Genomic DNA, 20,362 nt, shown 5'->3' on the forward strand with positions numbered 1-20,362 from the left:
CCGGTAAATTTAATAACTGGGCGAATTATAGGTAATCAGCCCAGTACAAAAATTGATCTGGAAACAGACTTTGGATTGCAAAAAGGCAAACTAAGTCTGCGTCTTTTGCGGTTACAAATTTGGCCAGATTATTCTTTCAAAATCACCGATAGCTGGCGTTTTAGCATACTCTCTGGGATCTGCGATCCAAAGCCGAGATCGAGCGCTATGTCGATCAGTTCGTTCTTCGAGCGGGCATTGAACTTTTCCCGTAGCCGAATGACATAATTCTCCACGGTTTTAACCGAGACACCGAGCACCTTAGCCATGTACTGCGGCTTTTTGCCATACAGCAACAGAAAGAGGACTTCGGCTTCGCGGGTGTTAAGGTTTATGGCGTTGTGGTTGAGGTCAAGATTGAAGGAGGCTTGTTCTTTCGGATCGAGGCCGGCAGCCCGGCAAATCCAGTGGCCAACTTCGAGTACTGCCGTATCCTTGAGTTCGACACCTGAAAAAATGGTTCCGACGATGTCGTTCTCTTCATTTTTCCAAGGCGTTTTAGTGAATAAGTGTGCACGCCAACTGCCATCGGAATAGGGGTGGATATCCAGTACCCGCATTCTTTTTCCTGATGTCACCACAAGATTATCTTGCTCCCGGAATGCTTCTGCACATTCAACTGTCGGGCTTGGCATGTCGAAATCGGTACGGCCGATACAATCTAAATGGTGATCAACACCAATTATGTTTCCGTACTCGGAATTAGCATAAACGAAGACTGAATCCTTATCTTTACATCCCCAACACCCTGGGAGCTGATTAAATATATGTAGTAAAGAGGGGTCGACTTTATTTTTCACTACGTGTGCCTGAGTTAATAGAATAGAGCAGTTGCAACTGTGAAGTTTAATTGAATGGCCAGAGGTTACAATATCTGAATGACGGGTTTTTGGACACATTTGTAAAAAAGGATAAAAAAAAGCCGACCTAATAGGTCGGCAAAGACAAGAGTTTGACTCCGAAGAGCACAATCCTGTACGACGTGTAGAAGAGGTATCCAATCAGATTCATATTCTTTGGTATGAGGGTGTATACCAAAGTAAACCCGCTTGGCATGTATCCAAAGCTGGATACTGTAGGCAGAAAGCGGTAAAAACCGTCTCCCTGTCGACGGAAAGCACTATAGCAATAGTACGATAAGCAAGTAAGGGGGGAAATCACCTATTGACAGTGATATGGAAATGTGATTCCGCGTTTTTGAGGTGCGCTATAAAACATTGGGCATAAAAATGCTTATTTGGAAAAATGCACCAATTTTGTCGTCAGCAAATCGCGATGACGGGTATAGAAACGAGAGCTTATTCAATTACTTTGCATATGTTTGTACATGTCTTGAATCATTTTTTCGGCAACAAATGAGCAATGGTTTGTCCAGATAACTGGTCTGTCTAGATATGCATGCACCTGCACGCGCTTGGTTTTATTTTCAAAGAAAACAATGTGGAATGGAATTATATTTATCTGGCCAAACATACAGTTATCGAATAGAGCTATTCGATTTAAAAAAAAACGGCTAATTTTGCAAGGTAATTAGCCGTTTGTCGCATCGTAATACCCTCTTAACTCTTGAGGATAAATAATGCTTGTGATGTTGCTTTGCTTAATTGACTAAATTAAACGTCCTTAGCAAAGTGATCCCCAAGCTACTAGTGAATATGGAACCGAGTGTCGTCACAGCAATAATGTTGGCTGCCAGGTAGGCATTGCCTCCCATATTTCTTGCCATCACATAGCTTGCAGCCGCTGTCGGTGCTGCACTCATCAAGAATATCAGCCCAAGTTCCAACTCTCTAAAGCCGAGTCCAATACCTGCTAGGGTAATGAGCAGTGGGGCAACCACGAGTTTGCCCATGCTGGCATACTGGGTATTGGTTGGCTCTTGCCGCAACTGGTTGAAATTCAGGCTTGCACCGGTACAGAGTAGTGCCAACGGCAGTGTCATATCGGCAAAGTAACCGCCGGATTTTGTGATTAACTCTGGTAGCGGAATTGCAAGAAGGGAAAATGGCAGTGCGCAGAGTATGCTGATGATCAATGGGTTTTTGATAATGGATCGGAGCAGGAAGCCTGCATTGAGGCTTGGCAAGTTTGGATTTGAGCGCGATAAGGTGATGACGGCAAGGATGTTATATACCACCGTGATGACGGCAACATACAACGAGCCAAGAGCAAGGCCTGTATCGCCGAAGGCATTGCTGGCATAGGCAAGGCCGATGATACCGGTATTGGCACGAAAAGCCCCCTGGATCACCACGCCACGATCTTGTTTCTGTTTGATGGCGCGTTTTGCCAACAGCTCGAACAGTAGATAAGTGAGAATATTTGCTACCAGTGCAAACAATAATAAGTCAGGGTTCCCGATTTCGGAGATGTTGGAACGGGAAACACTCAAAAACAACATGGCGGGTAGGGTTAAGTTGAAAACCAGTTTGGAGCCAGTTTCTATGAATGCTTCCGTCAGCATGCCAATGCGTTTGAGGTAGATCCCCAATCCCAGCATGAGAAAGATGGGGCCAGTGATGGAAAATGAATAATGTAGTTGTGCAAGCAGCTCTGTCATGATCGCCTATCCCTATTAAGAGTGCTATTTGTAACACAATTAGTCTCGAGATAGGAAAGATGATCAAGGATCATTACTTCGATCTATTTCTTGTTATCAGTAGAGGTTGCAACCTACTGAAAGTAGACGGAACGATGATCAAGAGGTGTGTTATAACGGCCAATGTCGTTCCGATTGGAACGATGATCAAGTGAGATCGCGATCATGGCCTTTTACCCCAGAACGATGATCAAGTGAATCCCCGTTACTGACTGTTCAAAGTGCCGGCAGCTAGTTAGGGCAGCTTGGCCTATGACGCCGATTTTAAGTTAAGCGGCTGAAAAACAATCATTTTAGATAGAAGGGGATGAATTGGTGCTCTGGACGTTGTTAGATAATAAAATTGATAGCTGGTTTTTAAATCAACAAAATAGCATCAGAATGACACCGGCCGTAAAATCTCCCCACTTGATCATGGTTCCGTGATAACTCCAGGGGTTTCAGGTGAGCGATCATGATTGTAGGGTCGGTGTGGGGTGGGTATAGCTATTGGGGGAATTATGGTATTATCGGCCTACGAATCACCGCTATATTCTTCGGTTATTTAGCATGAAAGAAAAGCTAAACACGCCAATGTTCAAACATTCTGAAATCGTCAAGTTACCAGAGCAGATGGATCACCATAACCATGGTTACAACCAGGTGGTGATTGGTCTATCGGGGCAAACGGAATTTGATATCGAAGGGGCGGGCAATCTGGTATGCCCCGGTCAGGGGTGTTTGGTAACAGCAGACTCAGAGCATGCCTTTTCCGGCATAGGCAATAATGAAATTTTGGTATTGAATGTCGCTGCTGAGCAATTTCAGGCTTCTTATAGTCAAGACCATATTGCCCAGCTGTTTGAGAACTCAGGTTATTTCCATCTTGATCGCCAAGCACAGAACCTCATTCAGGCGCTGACAGCAGAGATGGCTGCCCACCCCGATGATCTGCTGCTCAGCAGAGCGTGTACCGATACCTTGATGTGTGTGTTGCATCGCCATTTCAAGCCGCTGAAATTTGATCGTCAGACTTATCGGTTGAACATGGATGTGATCGATCAGTATATCCTTCAGCACCTGACCAGAAAAATCTCCGTTTCCCAGCTGGCTGGCTTGGTCTTTTTAGGTGAAAGCCAATTTCATCACCTGTTCAAAGAGCAGACAGGGGCCACTCCTCACCAGTATGTCTTGAAAAAGCGCCTAGAGCTGGCGAGGGATCTGATTGAAGAGTCCCAGCTAAGTGTTGCTCAAGTGGCCCAGAGTACAGGGTTTGCCAGCCAGAGCAGTTTTACCCAAGCCTTTACCCGCCTGTATGGCAAGCCGCCGGCGCGCTATCGCCGCGACAATCCTGCAAATTAACTGATCAACACCTTTCACTCCTCGTCTTGACTGGCTGCCTATTATGCCGATAGGTAGCTTCTTGCGTCCCTTGTTGCCGATCTTACTTGATCATTGTTCCGCACTTTCTTGATCATCCCTCAATGGTTGCATATTTTTTCAGCAGTAATTGGCTGCTGGTTACGAAAAAATGCACGTCTTTTAAAGAATCTCTGTCAATTTTTGTTAAAAGCCGGACTTTTACTAAAAAGTATCGGAGAATATAGCAAGACTATCGGAGTGGTGGAAAATAAAATCCCCTCAATGGTAACACTGATGTAACATTTTTCTTGGGTAGGGGCAGTCAGTAACTGAAAATGCTGTTTACCTGATCCGGTACACTATTGAGGGAATCACTATGTTCAATGCGGCAGAAGTACTTCAGCCTGGTTTTATTGAGCGTCCGCTGGATGAGCTCTGGTCTAAGATTTCGCCACTGTACAGCGTGGATGAATCACAATGGCTGGCGCAGTTGATGCCATTGGCTGAGCCAACAGCGCAAGAACGGCAGTTTACATCTGATCAAGCCACCAGCCTGATCGAGCGGGTTCGAGCTGATCAGAACGCGATCCAGATGATTGATGCCCTGCTGCTTGAATACAGCTTGGACACCAAAGAAGGGATTTTGCTGATGTGTCTGGCTGAAGCGTTGATGCGTATCCCTGATGCCGCAACGGCCGATGCCCTGATCCGTGACAAACTTAGCGTGGCAGACTGGAAGTCGCACCTGAAAAGCTCTGATTCGTTATTTGTTAATGCTTCGACTTGGGGACTGATGCTGACCGGTAAGGTGGTTAGCCTGGATGCCAAAGAAGACGGTGCCCCAAGCCATGTTATCAACCGCCTTGTTAACAAGATGTCTGAGCCGGTGATCCGCCAAGCCATGAATCAGGCGATGAAGATCATGGGTCACCAGTTTGTCCTTGGCCGCACTATTGCCGAAGCGATGAAAAATGGCAAAAGTAAACGTGACCAAGGCTTTACCTATTCCTTCGATATGCTGGGCGAGGCAGCACTGACTGCCCAAGACGCTCAGAAATATTTCAAAGATTACGTAATGGCTGTTGAGGCGGTAGGCCGTGACAGCTATGCCAGCGAAAGTAGCAGCAATACCCGCTCGCCAGACCCAACGGTTTCCATCAAGCTTTCAGCCTTGCATCCACGCTATGACGTGGCTAACGAAGCCCGCGTGCTGGATGAAATGTATGAGTCGGTGCTGTCGTTACTCAAGCGTGCCCGCGAACTCAATGTCGGTATTACCATTGATGCCGAAGAAGCTGATCGCCTTGAGCTGTCACTGAAGCTATTCGAAAAGCTCTACCGCTCTGATGAAGTGAAAGGATGGGGACGCTTTGGGTTGGTCATACAGGCTTACTCGAAACGCGCCTTGCCAGTGTTGGCGTGGTTGGCGGCATTGGCCAAAGAGCAGGGCGATGTTATCCCTATGCGCTTGGTAAAAGGGGCGTATTGGGACAGTGAACTGAAACTATCCCAGCAAAGTGGCTTTAGTGCTTACCCAGTATTTACCCGTAAGGAAGCCACCGATGCATCTTATCTGGCCTGTGCCCGCTTCTTGTTGGCCTCCCATCTTAACGGACTGATTTATCCTCAGTTTGCCAGCCACAATGCTCACACGGTGTCGGCAGTGATGGCGATGGCTCAATCGCATCGCAACTTCGAATTCCAGCGTCTGCATGGTATGGGGGATGCGCTCTACAACCATGTGATGGAGATGCACCAGACCAACGTCAGGATCTATGCGCCGGTTGGTAGCCATAAAGATCTACTGCCGTATTTGGTTCGCCGCCTATTGGAAAACGGGGCTAACAGCTCGTTCGTTCACCGTTTGGTTGATGCGAACTGCCCGGTAGAAAGCCTGATCCAGCATCCGGTTGATACCTTGAAATCACGTCCTACTCTGCACAACAGCCTGATCCCGTTACCACCGCAGATTTTCGGTGACGAGCGTAAGAACTCTGCTGGGATCAACATTGAGATTGCCTCGCAGTGGCAGCCATTTAACGAATCTGTTCAGGCGTTTGCCCATCATCAATGGCAGGCCGGTCCGATTATCAATGGGGTTGCAGTGACGGATAGCGACAGCACGCTGGCCGTGACCGCGCCTTATGATCGCCGCGAGAGTGTGGGAACAGTGGCCTTTGCTAATCAAGAACAGGTTAAACAAGCGATTGCTATCGCTGCAGATACTTTCCCGCAATGGTCGTCCCGTCCTGCTTCCGAGCGTGCAGAGTGCTTGCTGCGTCTGGCCGATTTGCTGGAAGCGCATACCGGTGAACTGGTTGCGTTGTGCCACCGTGAAGCGGGTAAAACCATTCAGGACGGCATTGATGAAATTCGCGAGGCGGTGGACTTCTGTCGTTTCTATGCCAATCAAGCATCGCAAGAATTTGCCCAGCCCAAACCGGTAATGGGTTTTGACGGTACAACCCGTCAGCTTAGCTACCAGGGACGCGGCGTCTTCGCTTGTATCAGCCCGTGGAACTTCCCGCTGGCGATTTTCCTGGGTCAGGTGTCTGCGGCGCTGGCGGCGGGTAATACCGTGGTTGCCAAACCGGCAGAGCAAACTTCGCTGATTGCTTTCAGGGCGATTGAGCTGATGCTTGAAGCGGGTGTGCCTGCAGGCGCGATTCAGTTGTTGCCGGGCACCGGCGCCGAGGTAGGTGCCCCGTTGACTGGTGATAGCCGCATTGCCGGAGTGGCGTTTACCGGTTCGACCGAAACGGCCCAGCGCATCAACCGTAGCCTGGCTGCCCGAGATTGCGAGCCGGTCCCGTTTATTGCCGAGACCGGTGGCCAGAATGCCATGATTGTCGACAGTACGGCCCTACCTGAGCAGGTGGCACGTGACGTCGTCCGTTCGGCCTTTGCGTCGGCCGGACAGCGTTGTTCGGCGCTGCGTGTCTTGTTTATCCAGCAAGATATTGCCGACAGGGTGATTGGCCTGATCAAAGGGGCAATGGCCGAGCTATCGGTAGGACGCCCTGAGCTGCACAGCACAGACGTTGGCCCGGTGATTGATGCCACGGCCCGCGACAAGCTGTTAACCCATATCCAGTCGCTGAAAAACCAAGCCAAGTTAGTGGCACAGGCTACGGTTCCAGCGACTTGCCAGTACGGTGATTTCGTTGCTCCGTCGGCGTTTGAAATACCTTCTATTGATATTCTGGAAAATGAAAACTTCGGCCCGATCCTGCATATCGTCCGCTTCAAAGCCAGCGAGCTTGATCTGGTGATCGACCAAATCAATCACACCGGTTTTGGCCTGACCATGGGTGTACATAGCCGCAACGAGCGTACTTATAGCCATATTGAGCGCCGCGCCCGTGTCGGTAACTGCTACATCAACCGTGACCAGGTGGGTGCGGTGGTTGGCGTTCAGCCATTCGGTGGACAGGGACTGTCGGGGACAGGCCCGAAAGCGGGTGGTCCACACTACCTGTACCGCTTTACCCAAGATTGTGTTGAAGCCTAATGGCCGTCGAGAAATTTAAGGAGTGATCATGACTATTCAAACATTGGTAAATACAAGCTCGGCGGCATGGGAAGGCTGGAACAATCTGGGCTATGAAGCGCGAATCCGTATTCTACGTCACTGGACCGATCAACTGGCCACCGAATGCCGTGCCATGGTGGAGTTTCAATGTCGTCATGCCGAAGAACATGTGGCACCGACCTTGTTGATGCCGGGGCCTACCGGTGAAACCAACGAGCTTTACTGTGCCGGACGTGGCAGCTTTATTATTACCGCTGACAGTGACACACCGCTGGTGGCACTGGTAGGCCAGTTGTCTGCTGCATTAGTGACGGGCAATACCGTTTATGTCTGTCTGCCTGCAGATTACCCGGTGAAAGCAACAGACTTGGTCGCACAGCTAGAACAAAGCGGCTGTGCTGGCGGTGTGATCACCGCTATCGATAACGATCAGCTTGCTGACTTGGTCAGCCATCCTTCTGTGGCTGGCGTGGCCTATGCCGGCAAGCTGTCAACTACCCAGGCGCTTTCGCGCCAACTTGCTGCCCGAGACGGCTTGCTCGCTCAGCTTATCAGTGAAACTGATACCGAGCAGCTGCCGGTGATCGGTAGCCCAACATACTCACTGCGTTTCGTGACCGAGAGGACACGGACCATCAACATTACAGCCGTTGGTGGTAATGCCACCTTGCTCGAGTTGGGGAGTGGTGAGGAACACTAACTTCGGGTTGTGCCGTCATAGGCAGGAATACTAGCTTGCAACCTGCCGGCGGCTGACAAGCAACCCATCGCTGATTGTCAGCGTTATAACCAAAATGCCCCTGCAATGAACAGGGGCTTTAAGTGAGGGAACTCAAACAATGATAGAGAATAGCTTTGCTATTACAGCAACGTTCGTCGCCTACCTGATCGGTATGCTGGCCATTGGCTACATCGCCTATAAGCGTACGTCTAATTCAGCCGATTATTTCCTGGGTGGACGCACATTGGGACCGTGGCCAGCTGCACTTTCTGCCGGGGCATCGGATATGAGTGGGTGGCTGCTGCTGGGTTTGCCTGGTTACGCTTATGCGGCAGGTATCGAGTCACTGTGGCTGGCCGGCGGCTTGTTGCTAGGGACATGGCTCAACTGGTTGATCTGTGCCAAGCGTCTGCGTACCTACAGTATTACGACCGATAATGCGTTGACCATCCCGGAATTTCTGGCGCGTCGTTTTAACGATAATTCCAAGCTGCTCCAAACTATTTCAGCATTCTTTATCTTGCTGTTTTTCCTTTTCTATACCAGCTCGGGTTTGGTTGCCGGTGGTAAGTTGTTCGAGACAGTCTTCGGTCTTGATTACACTATCGCGGTCGTTGTCGGTACGGTGTGCGTGGTGTCATACACCTTGTTTGGTGGCTTCCTTGCGGTCTCTTGGACCGACTTGGTACAGGGCTTGTTGATGTCGGCGGCTCTGCTGATTGTACCGATTGCGACGATGAGCGGTAGCCCGGGCGATCTGGCCATGGCGCTGGAAGCGAAGAATCCAGAGTTGATGACCTTGTTCAACGATGTGAAAGGCCAGCCGTTGTCGGCCATTGCTATTATTTCACTGGCTGCTTGGGGCTTGGGCTATTTTGGTCAGCCGCATATTTTGGCGCGATTCAAGGCAACCCGTAGCAATGCTGATATCACAACTGCTCGACGCATTGCGGTCGGTTGGACTGCTCTGTCGATGGCCGGTGCCGTGTTGGTTGGTCTGGTGGGTATCCTGTTTGTTGATAACCAGCTAGCCGGTAACTTGGATGACGGTGAGCGTATTTTCATGTTGCTGGTGAATTCTATGTTCCACCCTGTGATTGCCGGTATTTTGCTAGCGGCTATTCTGGCGGCAATCATGAGTACGGCTGATTCCCAGTTGCTGGTGTCCTCTTCGGCATTGGCAGAAGATTTCTACAAGCAGGTATTCCGCCCTCAAGCGACATCGGAAGAGATTGTTACCGTTGGTCGTGTCGCGGTTATCGTCCTATCCATTATCGCCCTGATGCTAGCGATGAACCCTGATAGCACAGTACTTGGCCTAGTGTCATACGCATGGGCGGGCTTTGGTGCGGCATTCGGTCCGGCATTGCTGCTGAGCTTGTTCTGGAAAGAGATGAACCGCAATGGCGCGCTGGCCGGTATTATTATCGGTGCACTGACCGTGGTTATTTGGAAACAGCTGACTGGCGGTATATTTGATCTTTACGAAATTGTCCCAGGCTTTATCTTTGCCACTATCACAATTGTTGTGGTGAGCAAGATGACTGGTGGCGCGTCGAAAGAAGTGGAAGCACAGTTCGACACTTACCAGAAAAATTTGGTTGAGTTTAAGTAATAGATTTGCTGTAAACCATCATTAGACTAAGCGGCTTCTTTTTTGAGAAGCCGCTTTTTTTTGTGTTTGTGGTCGCGCCAAGTGACTTGATGTCACGGGGGAGCAAACCGAGTTCATCTGTTTGGTAAATGCCTTTTGGCAATGGATTTACAGGGGAAATGCAAGGGCGGAATATACCTCATAGGCAATGTGATGCTTATTCCGCATTTTCGTTTTTGACGAGATTAACACGTTCTATTTCATCGCTTATCCCTCACAATTTATGAGCTTATTAGTGCTACGGCTACCTTTGCTGCTCAAGGTTGAGGTACGGAATTCCCGTAAGGTAGCTAAGCGTATATGGAAGGGATGATCTTATGAAAAAACAACAGACTAAAGCAGTGTTAATCACCAGCATCAGTAGTGCCCTCATCGGCGCGGTGAGTACGGCAGCCTATGCCGAGCCTTATGATATGTTGCTCAGTGAAGTCTTGGCTGACGAGCAAGCGATTATCGCAGAGCAGCCCGAAGGGCTGGCATTAGTGATGGAGTCAATTCGGACGCTGGACAATGAGAAAGTCGAGGCTATCACCGTTGGTAACCCGAATAATCCAGAGAACGTTAAACGGGTAGAATCACTGGTGAGTGAGGATGATTGGAATTTCTTGTTTGTTGAGCGCCATGACCAATATACCTATTTAAACTTCCTCAAGGGTATCGGTAAGTTCCCGGCGTTTTGTGGTAACTATGATGATGGCAGGGATGCTGAAGCCATTTGCCGTAAGTCACTTGCCACGATGTTTGCCCACTTTACCCAAGAAACGGGCGGACATAACGCATATAGCGAATATCCTGAGTGGCGTCAGGGTCTGTACTATCTGCGTGAGGTAGGCTGGAGCGAAGGGACTTCTGGCGGCTATGGTATTTGTGATCCTAACCTGTGGCAGGGTGAGGCTTATCCGTGCGGCCAGTTTGAAGATGGCTCCTACAAGAGTTACTTCGGCCGCGGTGCCAAGCAGCTCAGTTACAACTATAACTATGGCCCTTTTTCCCATGCCATTTATGGCAATGTTGAAAAGCTGCTCAACGAACCGGAATTGGTCGCCGATACATGGCTAAATCTGGCCAGTGCCGTGTTCTTTTATTTGTATCCGCAACCCCCTAAGCCCAGTATGCTGCATGTGCTTGACGGAACTTGGCAACCCAATCAAGTCGACTTGAATGCCGGCCTTGTTCCCGGGTTTGGTGTGACCACGATGATCATCAACGGTGGCGTGGAATGCGGCGGTTCAAGCGAGCATATCCAGTCGCAGAACCGTATTGATTACTACCGTGAATTTGCAAACTACCTCGATGTACCTGTCCCTGAAGACGAAGTGCTAGGTTGTGCCAACATGCAGGCCTTCGATGGTGGTGGTGCGGGCTCACTGAACGTGCATTGGGAAGAAGACTGGGGCTGGACGCCTGATACGCCTTCGGGCCAAACCTACAAGTGTCAGCTGGTGGCCTATCAAGGGCCATATTCTGCCTTTGTCGAAGGTGACTATCGCAACTGTGTCGAAGATAAGTTTGATGTCAATATCATCAATGACATCGAAGGGGTTCCGCCGACAGCTGATGCTGGTGGCGATATCACTTTGTATTCAGATAATACCCTGGTAACGCTTGACGGTAGTGGCTCTAATGATCCTTACGGTGACATCGTCAGTTATCAGTGGCAGCAGGACTTGGGCAATACTCTTGAAATCATCAATGCTGATAAGGCGAAAGCGTCGGTAGTTGTCCCGAAGGTGGACACTGAAACGTTATATAGTTTTCAGCTAACCGTGGTTGATGATGATGGTGAAACAGCCTCTGATACTATGACGATCACAGCGAAAGTCGTTCCAGATAATTTCCCACCAACGGTAGCGCTAACCGGACCTCAATCAGTAAAAGCCACTGAAACCGTCACAATGACGGCGACCGTCGAGGATCCTGACGATACCGAATTCAGCTTCAACTGGCGTGCCTCTAACGGCATCTTGCTTGATGTGGCTGAAAGCAATCTGTCTGCCAGCTTTATCGCGCCAGCCGTTGAAAGTGAAACGGCAGTCACCGTGTGGCTTGATGTGACGGACAGTGCCAATGACCCAGTGACCGCTTCGCATAATGTCATTGTTAAACCAGCATCGACTGGCGAGTACCCAGCTTGGGTGCTGGGCGAACAATATGTTGAAGGGGATCGTGTCACTAATTTGGGCGAAAACTATGAGTGTAAAGAGTTCCCATATAGCGCTTGGTGCGGGGTTGCTGAAGCCTATAAACCAGGTGAAGGGGCTGCATGGAAGGATGCTTGGATCAAGCTATAGCATAAGTCGCTAACTACCAGTCATAAAACGGCATTTGCATCGCACATGCCGTTTTTATTGCTACAAAGCAAAGTTTTGCTGGTGGTTTTGTCTGAATTTTGAGCAATCAAACAAATCGGATCAGAATATGTTTGAGTATGTCTATTCGGTTTAACGTTATGATTTTAAAGGATGTAAATAGACCCTGTGATGTAACTTAAGCAAAAAAACGCCCACTCGCGTACTAGTTTACTATTACATTGTTGCAGTGGTTCTGATAGTTTGTGCTGGCAAACACGCATTATTGTCCAAACTATCACTAGAAGTACCTGTTATATGAAGCTGAAAATTTCCTCTGTCGTCATCTCCACCCTTTTACTTGCTGGTCAGGCATCGGCATTTACCCTTTATGAAGATGAGCAAACCAAGTTTGATATCGGTGGTGTCTTTGTTCTTGATGCCTTCCAGCCTGTATTCGGTGAAGATGACATCTTCTCAGCCAGCCGCAGTATTTTGAACATGGGCGTTGAGCGTCAAATCCAGCCAGGTTTGACCATGGACGCTAAATTCGAATGGGATCAGTTCCTCAATAGCCCAACTTCTGGCCGTAATAATTTCCGTAACCGTCTTGGTTATGTGTCGATTAACAGTGATGAACTGGGTAACCTGCGTTTCGGTAAGCAGTGGTCGGCATACCACGATGTTGCCCGCTACATGGACAACCTGATCATTATCGATCCGGATGCAACACCGATTTACTCTGAAGGTACCGACGGCGGCTTCGCGGCAACGGGCCGTGGTGACAACCTGGTGGCTTACCGCTACAGCGACAACGGCGTGAACGTGTCGGCGCACTACGGCTTTACCAGCGACGGTGAGACAAGCGAGGTTAAGCGTGACTACAACTATGCGCTATCGACCAGCTACGACTTTGACTATGGCTTGAGCCTGGGTGTGGCTTACCTTGAGAACAAGGTAGAAGTTTCAACTGCGACTGATGTAAACGGTTTGGAAGACGGCGACAAGCAAACGGCACTGACTGTAGGTGGTCAGTATGTCGCTGGTGGCTTGAAGGTTGCTGCGGTTTACACCAAGGGTGAAAACATCCATAAAGCCGGCCTACAAGGCGGTCCTCGCACAGAGTGGGCTGATGCCGACGCAGTTGATGTGTACGCGCATTACGCACTTGAATCAGGCTTCCGTCCATATGCTTACGCTTCTCACGTCGATTTCGACGGTGAAAATGGTGTAGATGGTGACCGCCAAGTGTACGCAGTGGGCTTGTCCTACGCCTTCACTCCAGGTGCAACCTTGTCATTAGAAGTTAAGCGCAACGAGCTTAACGAGTTCAGTGGTGAACCTAGCCGTACTGACAACGGTGGTGGCTTCAACTTCGCTTGGGGATTCTAATTCCCGCAGTAGTTAAACGTGACGTTGAATGAGTGAAAGGCTGGCATTGTTGCCAGCCTTTTTTGTAAGGCGTCATTATAACAAGTCATTGATTGACCGAACGCAATCAACTTGTTAGGTAGGTTGTGATTAGATACTTCGAAATATTGGAGAGCATTACATGGCATTATCAGATAGAGAAAAAAGCCTGATCACAGGTATGTTGTATAACCCTGGTGCTGATGGGCTGCCGGAAGATCGCCAGCGGGCCCGTAGCCTGTGCCGCAAGATCAGTCACTGTGATGATAGCAAAGAGCGCAATGTACTTATCCAGCAACTGTTTGCTAAGTCAGATGATTCCACGGCGTTAAACGGCAATTTCATGTGCGACTACGGCTATAACATCGAAGTCGGCAAAAGTTTCTACATGAATGCCAACGGGGTGATCCTCGATTGCGGTAAAGTGATCATCGGCGATGAAGTGATGATTGGCCCCAATGTCACCCTATGTACGGCAGGGCATCCGATTGATGCGGCTACCCGTTATACCTATGAAGAGTTTGCCAAGCCTATTCACATTGGCAACCAGGTGTGGATTGGCGCCAATGTGCTGGTTTTGCCGGGTATTACTATTGGTGATGGTGCGGTGGTTGGCGGCGGCAGTGTGGTGACCAAGGATGTACCGGCCCACTGTGTTGTGGTGGGCAACCCGGCCAGAGTTGTCAAAGAAAATATCAATGACTAGAGCGTATTGATATAAGAAAGAAACGGCCGAGCTGTGAACACTCGGCCAAGGCGTTTATTCACATGGCGGCGCTAAATGGATCATCGCCAGGCCACCGAGTGAGGTTTCACGGTACTTCTTGTTCATGTCCTTACCCGTCTGGTACATGGTGTCAATCACTTTATCAAGAGATATCAATGATTTACTGTTGCGCTTTAGCGCCATGCGCGAGGCATTGATCGCTTTCATCGCGCCCATTGCATTACGTTCGATACATGGGATCTGAACCAAACCACCAATCGGATCACAGGTCATGCCCAGCGAGTGCTCCATGGCAATTTCTGCCGCCATACAGATCTGTTCATTGCTGCCGCCGCGGATAGCCGTTAATCCTGCCGCCGCCATCGAAGACGACACGCCAATCTCGCCCTGACAGCCAACTTCTGCACCTGAAATCGAGGCATTCATCTTGTACAGCATGCCAATGGCAGCCGATACTGCGAGGAAATCCTTGATTTGTTTTTCGTCCAGCTCACAAATGAACTTGTTGTAGTACATCAGTACCGCTGGGATCACCCCTGCCGCCCCATTGGTTGGCGAGGTCACCACTTGTCCGCCCGCCGCATTTTCCTCGCTGACGGCAAAAGCAAAGACGTTCACCCAGTCCAGCACTACCATAGGATCATTTTCGATCTCTTTGTTGCCTTCGAGTTTCTTCAACAGGGCTGGGGCGCGGCGAATCACATGCAGGCCTCCTTCCAGTATTCCTTCGGTTTCAAAACCTCGGGCCATACAGCTCGACATGACCTGCCAGATTTGGCTCGCTTTGGCATCCAGCTCTGCTTGGCTGCGGAAGGCCAGTTCATTGCGCAGGAACATCGCACCAATACTGATCCCCTCGCGCTCGGTAGTTTTCAGGATATCTTCTGCAGAGTTAAACTCGAAGGGCACCTTAACGTTGCTGCTGGCTTTGCCTTTTTGTAGCTCGTCGGCAGTCGCAATAAAGCCGCCGCCGATAGAATAGTAGGTTTCAATAAACAGCTGTTTACCGGCGTGGTCGAAGGCACTGATGGTCATGCCATTTTCGTGCAAGGGCAGGTTGTCGTTGTGGAACAGCATGTCGGTATCAATATTAAAGCCGATGTTTTTTTTGCCTGCCAGCAGAATGGTTTTGTTGGCAATCCCTTCTGCCATCGCCTTGTTGGCCGCTTGGATATCAATCGCATCAGGCTTGTTGTTCATTAAGCCCAAGATAGATGCACGGTCTGTGTGGTGTCCTTTACCGGTTAAAGACAGTGAACCATACAGGTCCACTTGTACGCGTGCTATATCGTCTAGCATGGCATCCACTTTGTGGCAAAAATCAAAACCGGCGATCATTGGCCCGTTGGTGTGGGAGCTCGATGGGCCGACGCCCACCTTGTAGATATCAAATATAGATAGCATAGTACTTCCTTAAAATTCACTTCTGCCGTTAGGCTTGGCAAAAGAAACATGCCCGCACAAAAAATCAGCTAATACTCAAAGCATATACCAACTACTGAGATATCAAATCTGCGTGAGATCCAGCGGGGGTCTCTCACACTTTTTGGGTGGAACAATGGGGTGTTAGTGATCGAGAAATAAGTAGTTTTGCCAGCTCTTCATCCGGATCAGGACCTTACGCATTACCGAGACATGCTCGAAGCTGTCTGAGTAAACGGCAATTTCGACATTGGCCCCCTGAGGCAGTTGGTATTCGCTCAGATCATCAGTGATTTTCAGTTTTACCAGCGGACGGCCTTGGCGCAACAGCAAGTCGCTACCGTAGAGCACGCCAGCGGCTTGGATTTGGCTTTCGCCGATAGCGGGAAGCACCTCGACCACTTCACCCTGAAATGTCTTGCCGGGTAGGGCGCGGAAGATAAAGTCTGCCTTGAATCCGGGGCGTAATCTGAGCAGCGAATTTTGCCTGAAGGCGCCGATAAAGAACTGTTCTTCCTGGTGGATAAAAGTCATTACAGGCTTTAATGGCAAGGGAACAGCCATCATACCGGGGCGCAATGTCACTTGGGTCACATAGCCATTGGTCGGGGCGTGCACCACGGTTTCCTCGAGGTTGAACTGGGCCTGGATCAGCTGGGCTCGTACTTTAGCGATCGCCGTGTTTTCCCCCATGATTTGTGACTCGTAGGCCAGTTTGGCGCGTTGCTCTTCCGCCCGTGCGGCTGAGAGTGAAGCCTCGGCACTGCGGTAGAATTGGCGGCGGTTGTCTACTTCCGACTGAGTAAACGCACCACGCTTAAACCCTTTTTCATAGCGCTGGAATTGAGTAAAGGTCCGATCTCGTTCGGCAACTGCCCGCTCGGTACTGGCTTTGGCAGCGTGGTAAGACGCTTCTAATCCCATAACATTTTGCTTCGCTTCGGCAAGGGCGGCCAACTGTAATTGGACCTCAGCCTCGTACGGGGTGGGATCAATACGGAAAAGAATATCGCCTTTGTTTACCGGGGTGTTGGCCTCTACGGGGACGTCGACCACTTTACCCCTCACACCAGGAACGATCGGCGTGGTGACATAGAATTGCCCGCCCATGTTGCTGTGCGGATGGTTGTAGTTCATCAGCAGTATCAAGGTACCAATCAGAATAATACCCCCGAGGACTGCTGTAGGCACTGTCCACTTGTTGAGTGGAATATTGAATATTTTAAATACCGCAATACATAGCGCGGCGTAGGTCAGAATGAGTAATAGATCCATTAGTGCTCACCTCCCTGCTTGCCCTCTGCCGAGTTATTGTTATTGGACTGCTTGACCTGCATCACTTCCAACTCGGCGACTTTACCGGTTAGGTGTTCGACCTGCTCTGACAGTTTCAGCATTTCATGGTGTAGCTCGTTCTGCTCGTTTTGGATTTTGGTAAACCCCCAGCCGCGATCTTCACGCCATAATGTTGCCCAGATCCAAAGGAACGGCCAAAGCGCATGCAGGGTAAATAGGCTGACCCAGCCTGCATAATGAATAGCGTCTTGGTGTGGGTGGTTGCGCTTTTTGGAGATTTCGTAAGGGATATCGTGAATGGCGATGATCCCGTAGAACAGGAAAATCGCGACAAAGCACAATACACCTAAGGCAAAATAGTCGAGAAACATCCTTGCTCCTTGTCCTTACTAGGCAATGATTCTGTGGGGGCTACCAAGACCAGTAACCACTAACAAATTTAGCATTGATTTACTTTTATGCTTGTTTTTGTTGGCTTTATTTCAAATTCAAACAAGATGAATAGACAGGATTTGTCATATACTGATGGGGAATTTCCCCTCCAGTTTTTGGCCTGTTGGTCGATATAAGTAGTCAACGAGAAAAAGGCCGCTGCTTTTGGGAAAGAGGGGGCGGTCTCACCGAATACGATAGAGATTCGGTATTATAGAAATAAATACTAAGTGTAGAGTGGATATGCCTTATCTAATGGTTGTGACAGGCCTTTCAGCGGGCCTACTGGCGTGGATCCTGTACCGTGTTTTTGTCTCCCGGGGCAAACAGCAACAGTCTTTGGTTGAAAAGCGGCAGAAAGAAGCGCGATACCAGCAAGTGTTGGAAAAAGCCAAAATTGCCGAGCGCGAAGAAAAGATCTTCAAGGCGCAGACCGGCCATGTATCGAGCCAGTTATCCTTAGCCAAGGAATATGAACTCACCAATGTCCGGGAAGCCATTAACTGGTATGACAAAGCGGCCAAACTCGACAATATCATTGCCCAGAATGCGCTGGCGCGCTTGTGCCGGGCCGATATTGACGATCCTGAAGGTGAAGCCAAGTCACAATACTGGGAACAGGTGGTTAAAGCTAAGCGTGGCGAAGCGAAAGAGTTGTTTGAACTCGGTCTGCTATTGATCCGCGGTCAGGGAACTGACATCGATGTCGAAAGGGGTTTGGAAATAGTACTGGAGGCGGCAGATAAAGAGCTGATAGCCGCGATGCTGTTTCTCGGCGATTGGTACCTGTCTGAATTTGCCCAGCCACATCAGCCGCTGGAGGCGTTTTTGTGGCGTTTCCGAGCAGCTAAACGAGGTGATATCAATGGCTTTATGAAAACCGCTTTTTGTTATCAGGCGGGAATTGGCGTGAGCAAGGACAGTCACCGAGCGATGTACTGGCTGGAGCGGGCGGCAGAAAGAGGTGACGGTGAGGCTCAGCTGCTGGTGGCCAAGATGCATAACCGCACCAATATGACTGATGCCATTATTGCCTATATTTGGTATTCCTTGGCTTATGTGAATGGTTACAAGCAGGCCAAGGAAGCACGAGATGAAGTTGTTCAGCTTCTTGATATCGATACCATTCTAGGGGTGCAGAATGTGGCAAACAAAGTCTACAAGATGCTTAAGCAAGATGAGGATTTAGCCCCTCATTCGGTGATGCATCTGCTCGATAAGCTCTATGGCCGGAAGGGCTACCGGCCAACAGAAGAGAACCTCGAAACCTTGGCGCTGGGCGATTTGGCCAGTGAAATGTCGACACTGCAAACGGTTGGAAAGGATGGTATTGGCGATGCGCTTGAACCGGACGTCCTTGCCGCGGATGACGTACAGGCGACTAATGATTCGCAACCTGGCATAGCGGAGCCGGTGAACTTGGGGAACCCTGATAGCCAAGCGTCGTCAATGTCGGGCTACCAGCAGCAACAACCGTGGCAGACATCATGGGATAGCCTTCTTGCTGGAAGTGAAACGCATCAAGATAAGTCCTAACGAACGAATACGGATTGAAAGGCCCTGTTAAGTGGTATCACTGCAGGGCCTTTTCTCGTTATTGGGCACGGATATAGTCAAGCAGCTGCGGCATTTCGGTAAGAGTGATCACCCTTGGGTCAGTGATTTCCGGCGCATGAGGTGCGGCGTAATGGAACGTCGGGATCCCGGCGTTGAGCCCAGCCTGCACGCCGCGCGCGGTGTCATCGACAAATACACAGTCTTGCAGCCGGTAGCCCATATTCATGGCGGCAAAATGCAGCAAATCCGGATCCGGTTTCCAGCTGCTGGCTTCAAAGCCGCTGAAGAGCTTGCCGTCAAAGTAGTGCAGCATGTTGGTCAGGCCAAGGGTATGTTCCATTTTATGGACGGGGCCGTTGGAGGCGATGCACATATCGATGCCCAGCTGGGTGAGCTCTTCGAGCAAATTGGGTACACCTGCGATAGGCGTCAGGTTCTCGTTGAATAGCTTACGGCACTCTTCCCGGTACATTGGTTCCAGGGTATCGATAGATGCCGTTACCCCTGTGCGCCGCCGTGTTTCGGCGAGAATATCGACAATCTTGCCACCTTGGAAATGCTCTATACACTCATCAAGGCTCAAATGCCCGCCGAGCCGGGAAAAGATGTTCACTAATGCTTGGTTACACAGCCGTTCGCTGTCTACCAAGGTGCCGTCGCAATCGAAGATAACGCAGCGGGTGTGGTAGGGCTGAACCTTATTCATATTCTCATCCTGTATATCTCGCTGTATTGATTGTTAATCCAGCCCAGAGCATTCGACAATACAGAGATTGGTATTTTGCTAGCTGTATCGCCAACTGGTTATAAAATGATAAGAATAATTTGATTTAGCACGCATTGAATGCCGCTGAGCTTGGTCCTACTGATGTTGCGCGATAAAGGCATCAAGGATGGCGACTCCCGAGCCGGCCTCCTTTTGTTCAGCATGTAAAAATGCCCAGATCGCATCTTCATGCTCGGCGACCAGTAGGTACAAGTCACGGTACTCGGTGGCGTCAGCAGCTTGCTGGCGGTAGCGCAGGGCATAGGGTTCAACCCACTCCGCTAGGGTGTCGACTAACGTTTCCCAGTCAAGCGCCAGCCACTGTTCGGCATCACGCAATCCTTTGACTTCCATCTCGGCAACATGATTAGGACAGGTGAGGCCGATAGCCTTTAATCCTGTCTTTAGCTTGGCTGCAGTGATTTGTTCGACCTTTATTAGACGTTGCCATTTATGGATGTGGTTATCGTCACTATACTTGTTGGCAAAAGCAGTAAAAAAGGCAATGCCGTAAAGTTCACCGAGGTAGGCGGAATAAAGCGGGTCTGTTTGCATGGGCGGGGGCCTGTGTTGATAGT

The 20,362-nt window shown here is 49.7% G+C and carries 15 protein-coding genes; 8 read left to right on the plus strand and 7 right to left on the minus strand.

The window, feature by feature from the left end:
• Positions 1 to 128 precede the first annotated feature (128 nt).
• Together L4D79_RS09285 and L4D79_RS09290 are read right to left on the minus strand one after the other, a co-directional pair.
• Positions 129 to 839 (minus strand): helix-turn-helix transcriptional regulator, encoded by a 711-nt coding sequence (locus tag L4D79_RS09285; RefSeq protein WP_428650359.1) that lies wholly within the window; start codon positions 837 to 839, stop codon positions 129 to 131.
• Between the two features lie 800 nt (positions 840 to 1,639).
• Positions 1,640 to 2,599 (minus strand): AEC family transporter, encoded by a 960-nt coding sequence (locus tag L4D79_RS09290; RefSeq protein ID WP_428650361.1) that lies wholly within the window; start codon positions 2,597 to 2,599, stop codon positions 1,640 to 1,642.
• 588 nt (positions 2,600 to 3,187) lie between these two features.
• On the opposite strand from L4D79_RS09290, the gene L4D79_RS09295 reads away from it, so the two are divergent.
• From L4D79_RS09295 to L4D79_RS09325, 7 genes are all read left to right on the plus strand, one after another.
• The gene (locus L4D79_RS09295) at positions 3,188 to 3,979 is read left to right on the plus strand and encodes a helix-turn-helix domain-containing protein (protein WP_428650364.1); all 792 of its coding nucleotides are present in this window, start codon (positions 3,188 to 3,190) and stop codon (positions 3,977 to 3,979) included.
• A gap of 376 nt (positions 3,980 to 4,355) precedes the next feature.
• Entirely contained in the window at positions 4,356 to 7,490 is a 3,135-nt protein-coding gene (gene putA / locus L4D79_RS09300; RefSeq protein WP_428650367.1) for a bifunctional proline dehydrogenase/L-glutamate gamma-semialdehyde dehydrogenase PutA, read from the plus strand.
• A 28-nt stretch (positions 7,491 to 7,518) separates the two neighbouring features.
• Positions 7,519 to 8,211 (plus strand): aldehyde dehydrogenase family protein, encoded by a 693-nt coding sequence (locus L4D79_RS09305; RefSeq protein ID WP_428650370.1) that lies wholly within the window; start codon positions 7,519 to 7,521, stop codon positions 8,209 to 8,211.
• Between the two features lie 139 nt (positions 8,212 to 8,350).
• The gene (gene putP / locus L4D79_RS09310; RefSeq protein WP_428650372.1) at positions 8,351 to 9,847 is read left to right on the plus strand and encodes a sodium/proline symporter PutP; all 1,497 of its coding nucleotides are present in this window, start codon (positions 8,351 to 8,353) and stop codon (positions 9,845 to 9,847) included.
• Positions 9,848 to 10,203: 356 nt separating this feature from the next.
• Complete coding sequence (locus L4D79_RS09315; protein WP_428650375.1) at positions 10,204 to 12,177, plus strand: chitinase; 1,974 nt, start codon at positions 10,204 to 10,206, stop codon at positions 12,175 to 12,177.
• 315 nt (positions 12,178 to 12,492) lie between these two features.
• Entirely contained in the window at positions 12,493 to 13,566 is a 1,074-nt protein-coding gene (locus L4D79_RS09320; RefSeq protein ID WP_428650378.1) for a porin, read from the plus strand.
• 160 nt (positions 13,567 to 13,726) lie between these two features.
• Positions 13,727 to 14,290 (plus strand): sugar O-acetyltransferase, encoded by a 564-nt coding sequence (locus L4D79_RS09325; protein ID WP_428650380.1) that lies wholly within the window; start codon positions 13,727 to 13,729, stop codon positions 14,288 to 14,290.
• Between the two features lie 54 nt (positions 14,291 to 14,344).
• Here L4D79_RS09325 and L4D79_RS09330 read toward each other — a convergent pair whose 3' ends face one another.
• The 3 genes from L4D79_RS09330 to L4D79_RS09340 form a co-directional block, all read right to left on the minus strand.
• Positions 14,345 to 15,715: an L-serine ammonia-lyase gene (locus L4D79_RS09330; protein WP_428650383.1), complete on the minus strand. Its 1,371-nt coding sequence runs from the start codon at positions 15,713 to 15,715 to the stop codon at positions 14,345 to 14,347.
• A 162-nt stretch (positions 15,716 to 15,877) separates the two neighbouring features.
• Positions 15,878 to 17,008, minus strand: coding sequence for an HlyD family secretion protein (locus tag L4D79_RS09335; protein ID WP_428650386.1), 1,131 nt, complete (start codon positions 17,006 to 17,008; stop codon positions 15,878 to 15,880).
• Positions 17,008 to 17,400 carry a DUF3302 domain-containing protein gene (locus L4D79_RS09340; protein WP_428650388.1) on the minus strand — a complete coding sequence of 131 codons (393 nt, stop codon included), beginning with the start codon at positions 17,398 to 17,400 and terminating at the stop codon, positions 17,008 to 17,010. The genes L4D79_RS09335 and L4D79_RS09340 overlap by 1 nt, the downstream gene beginning before the upstream one ends.
• A 304-nt stretch (positions 17,401 to 17,704) precedes the next feature.
• Here L4D79_RS09340 and L4D79_RS09345 point away from each other — a divergent pair, with 304 nt between their 5' ends.
• Positions 17,705 to 18,997, plus strand: coding sequence for a tetratricopeptide repeat protein (locus L4D79_RS09345; protein WP_428650390.1), 1,293 nt, complete (start codon positions 17,705 to 17,707; stop codon positions 18,995 to 18,997).
• Between the two features lie 58 nt (positions 18,998 to 19,055).
• On the opposite strand, the gene yieH is transcribed toward L4D79_RS09345, so the two are convergent.
• The gene (gene yieH / locus L4D79_RS09350) at positions 19,056 to 19,724 is read right to left on the minus strand and encodes a 6-phosphogluconate phosphatase (RefSeq protein ID WP_428650393.1); all 669 of its coding nucleotides are present in this window, start codon (positions 19,722 to 19,724) and stop codon (positions 19,056 to 19,058) included.
• Positions 19,725 to 19,880: 156 nt separating this feature from the next.
• Entirely contained in the window at positions 19,881 to 20,339 is a 459-nt protein-coding gene (locus L4D79_RS09355) for a hypothetical protein (protein WP_428650396.1), read from the minus strand.
• Positions 20,340 to 20,362 lie beyond the last annotated feature (23 nt).

Origin of the sequence: Photobacterium satsumensis (assembly GCF_050336935.1) — a bacterium.
Taxonomy (GTDB): Bacteria; Pseudomonadota; Gammaproteobacteria; order Enterobacterales; family Vibrionaceae; genus Photobacterium; species Photobacterium satsumensis.

What these genes read in the sequence shown, in the direction of transcription:
- L4D79_RS09315 (WP_428650375.1), top strand. Translation starts at nt 10,204, where the DNA reads ATGAAAAAACAACAGACTAAAGCAGTGTTAATCACCAGCATCAGTAGT.
- L4D79_RS09355 (WP_428650396.1), bottom strand. Translation starts at nt 20,339, where the DNA reads ATGCAAACAGACCCGCTTTATTCCGCCTACCTCGGTGAACTTTACGGC.
- L4D79_RS09340 (WP_428650388.1), bottom strand. Translation starts at nt 17,400, where the DNA reads ATGTTTCTCGACTATTTTGCCTTAGGTGTATTGTGCTTTGTCGCGATT.
- L4D79_RS09325 (WP_428650380.1), top strand. Translation starts at nt 13,727, where the DNA reads ATGGCATTATCAGATAGAGAAAAAAGCCTGATCACAGGTATGTTGTAT.
- L4D79_RS09335 (WP_428650386.1), bottom strand. Translation starts at nt 17,008, where the DNA reads ATGGATCTATTACTCATTCTGACCTACGCCGCGCTATGTATTGCGGTA.
- L4D79_RS09345 (WP_428650390.1), top strand. Translation starts at nt 17,705, where the DNA reads ATGCCTTATCTAATGGTTGTGACAGGCCTTTCAGCGGGCCTACTGGCG.
- yieH (WP_428650393.1), bottom strand. Translation starts at nt 19,724, where the DNA reads ATGAATAAGGTTCAGCCCTACCACACCCGCTGCGTTATCTTCGATTGC.
- L4D79_RS09330 (WP_428650383.1), bottom strand. Translation starts at nt 15,715, where the DNA reads ATGCTATCTATATTTGATATCTACAAGGTGGGCGTCGGCCCATCGAGC.
- L4D79_RS09305 (WP_428650370.1), top strand. Translation starts at nt 7,519, where the DNA reads ATGACTATTCAAACATTGGTAAATACAAGCTCGGCGGCATGGGAAGGC.
- L4D79_RS09295 (WP_428650364.1), top strand. Translation starts at nt 3,188, where the DNA reads ATGAAAGAAAAGCTAAACACGCCAATGTTCAAACATTCTGAAATCGTC.
- putP (WP_428650372.1), top strand. Translation starts at nt 8,351, where the DNA reads ATGATAGAGAATAGCTTTGCTATTACAGCAACGTTCGTCGCCTACCTG.
- putA (WP_428650367.1), top strand. Translation starts at nt 4,356, where the DNA reads ATGTTCAATGCGGCAGAAGTACTTCAGCCTGGTTTTATTGAGCGTCCG.
- L4D79_RS09320 (WP_428650378.1), top strand. Translation starts at nt 12,493, where the DNA reads ATGAAGCTGAAAATTTCCTCTGTCGTCATCTCCACCCTTTTACTTGCT.
- L4D79_RS09290 (WP_428650361.1), bottom strand. Translation starts at nt 2,599, where the DNA reads ATGACAGAGCTGCTTGCACAACTACATTATTCATTTTCCATCACTGGC.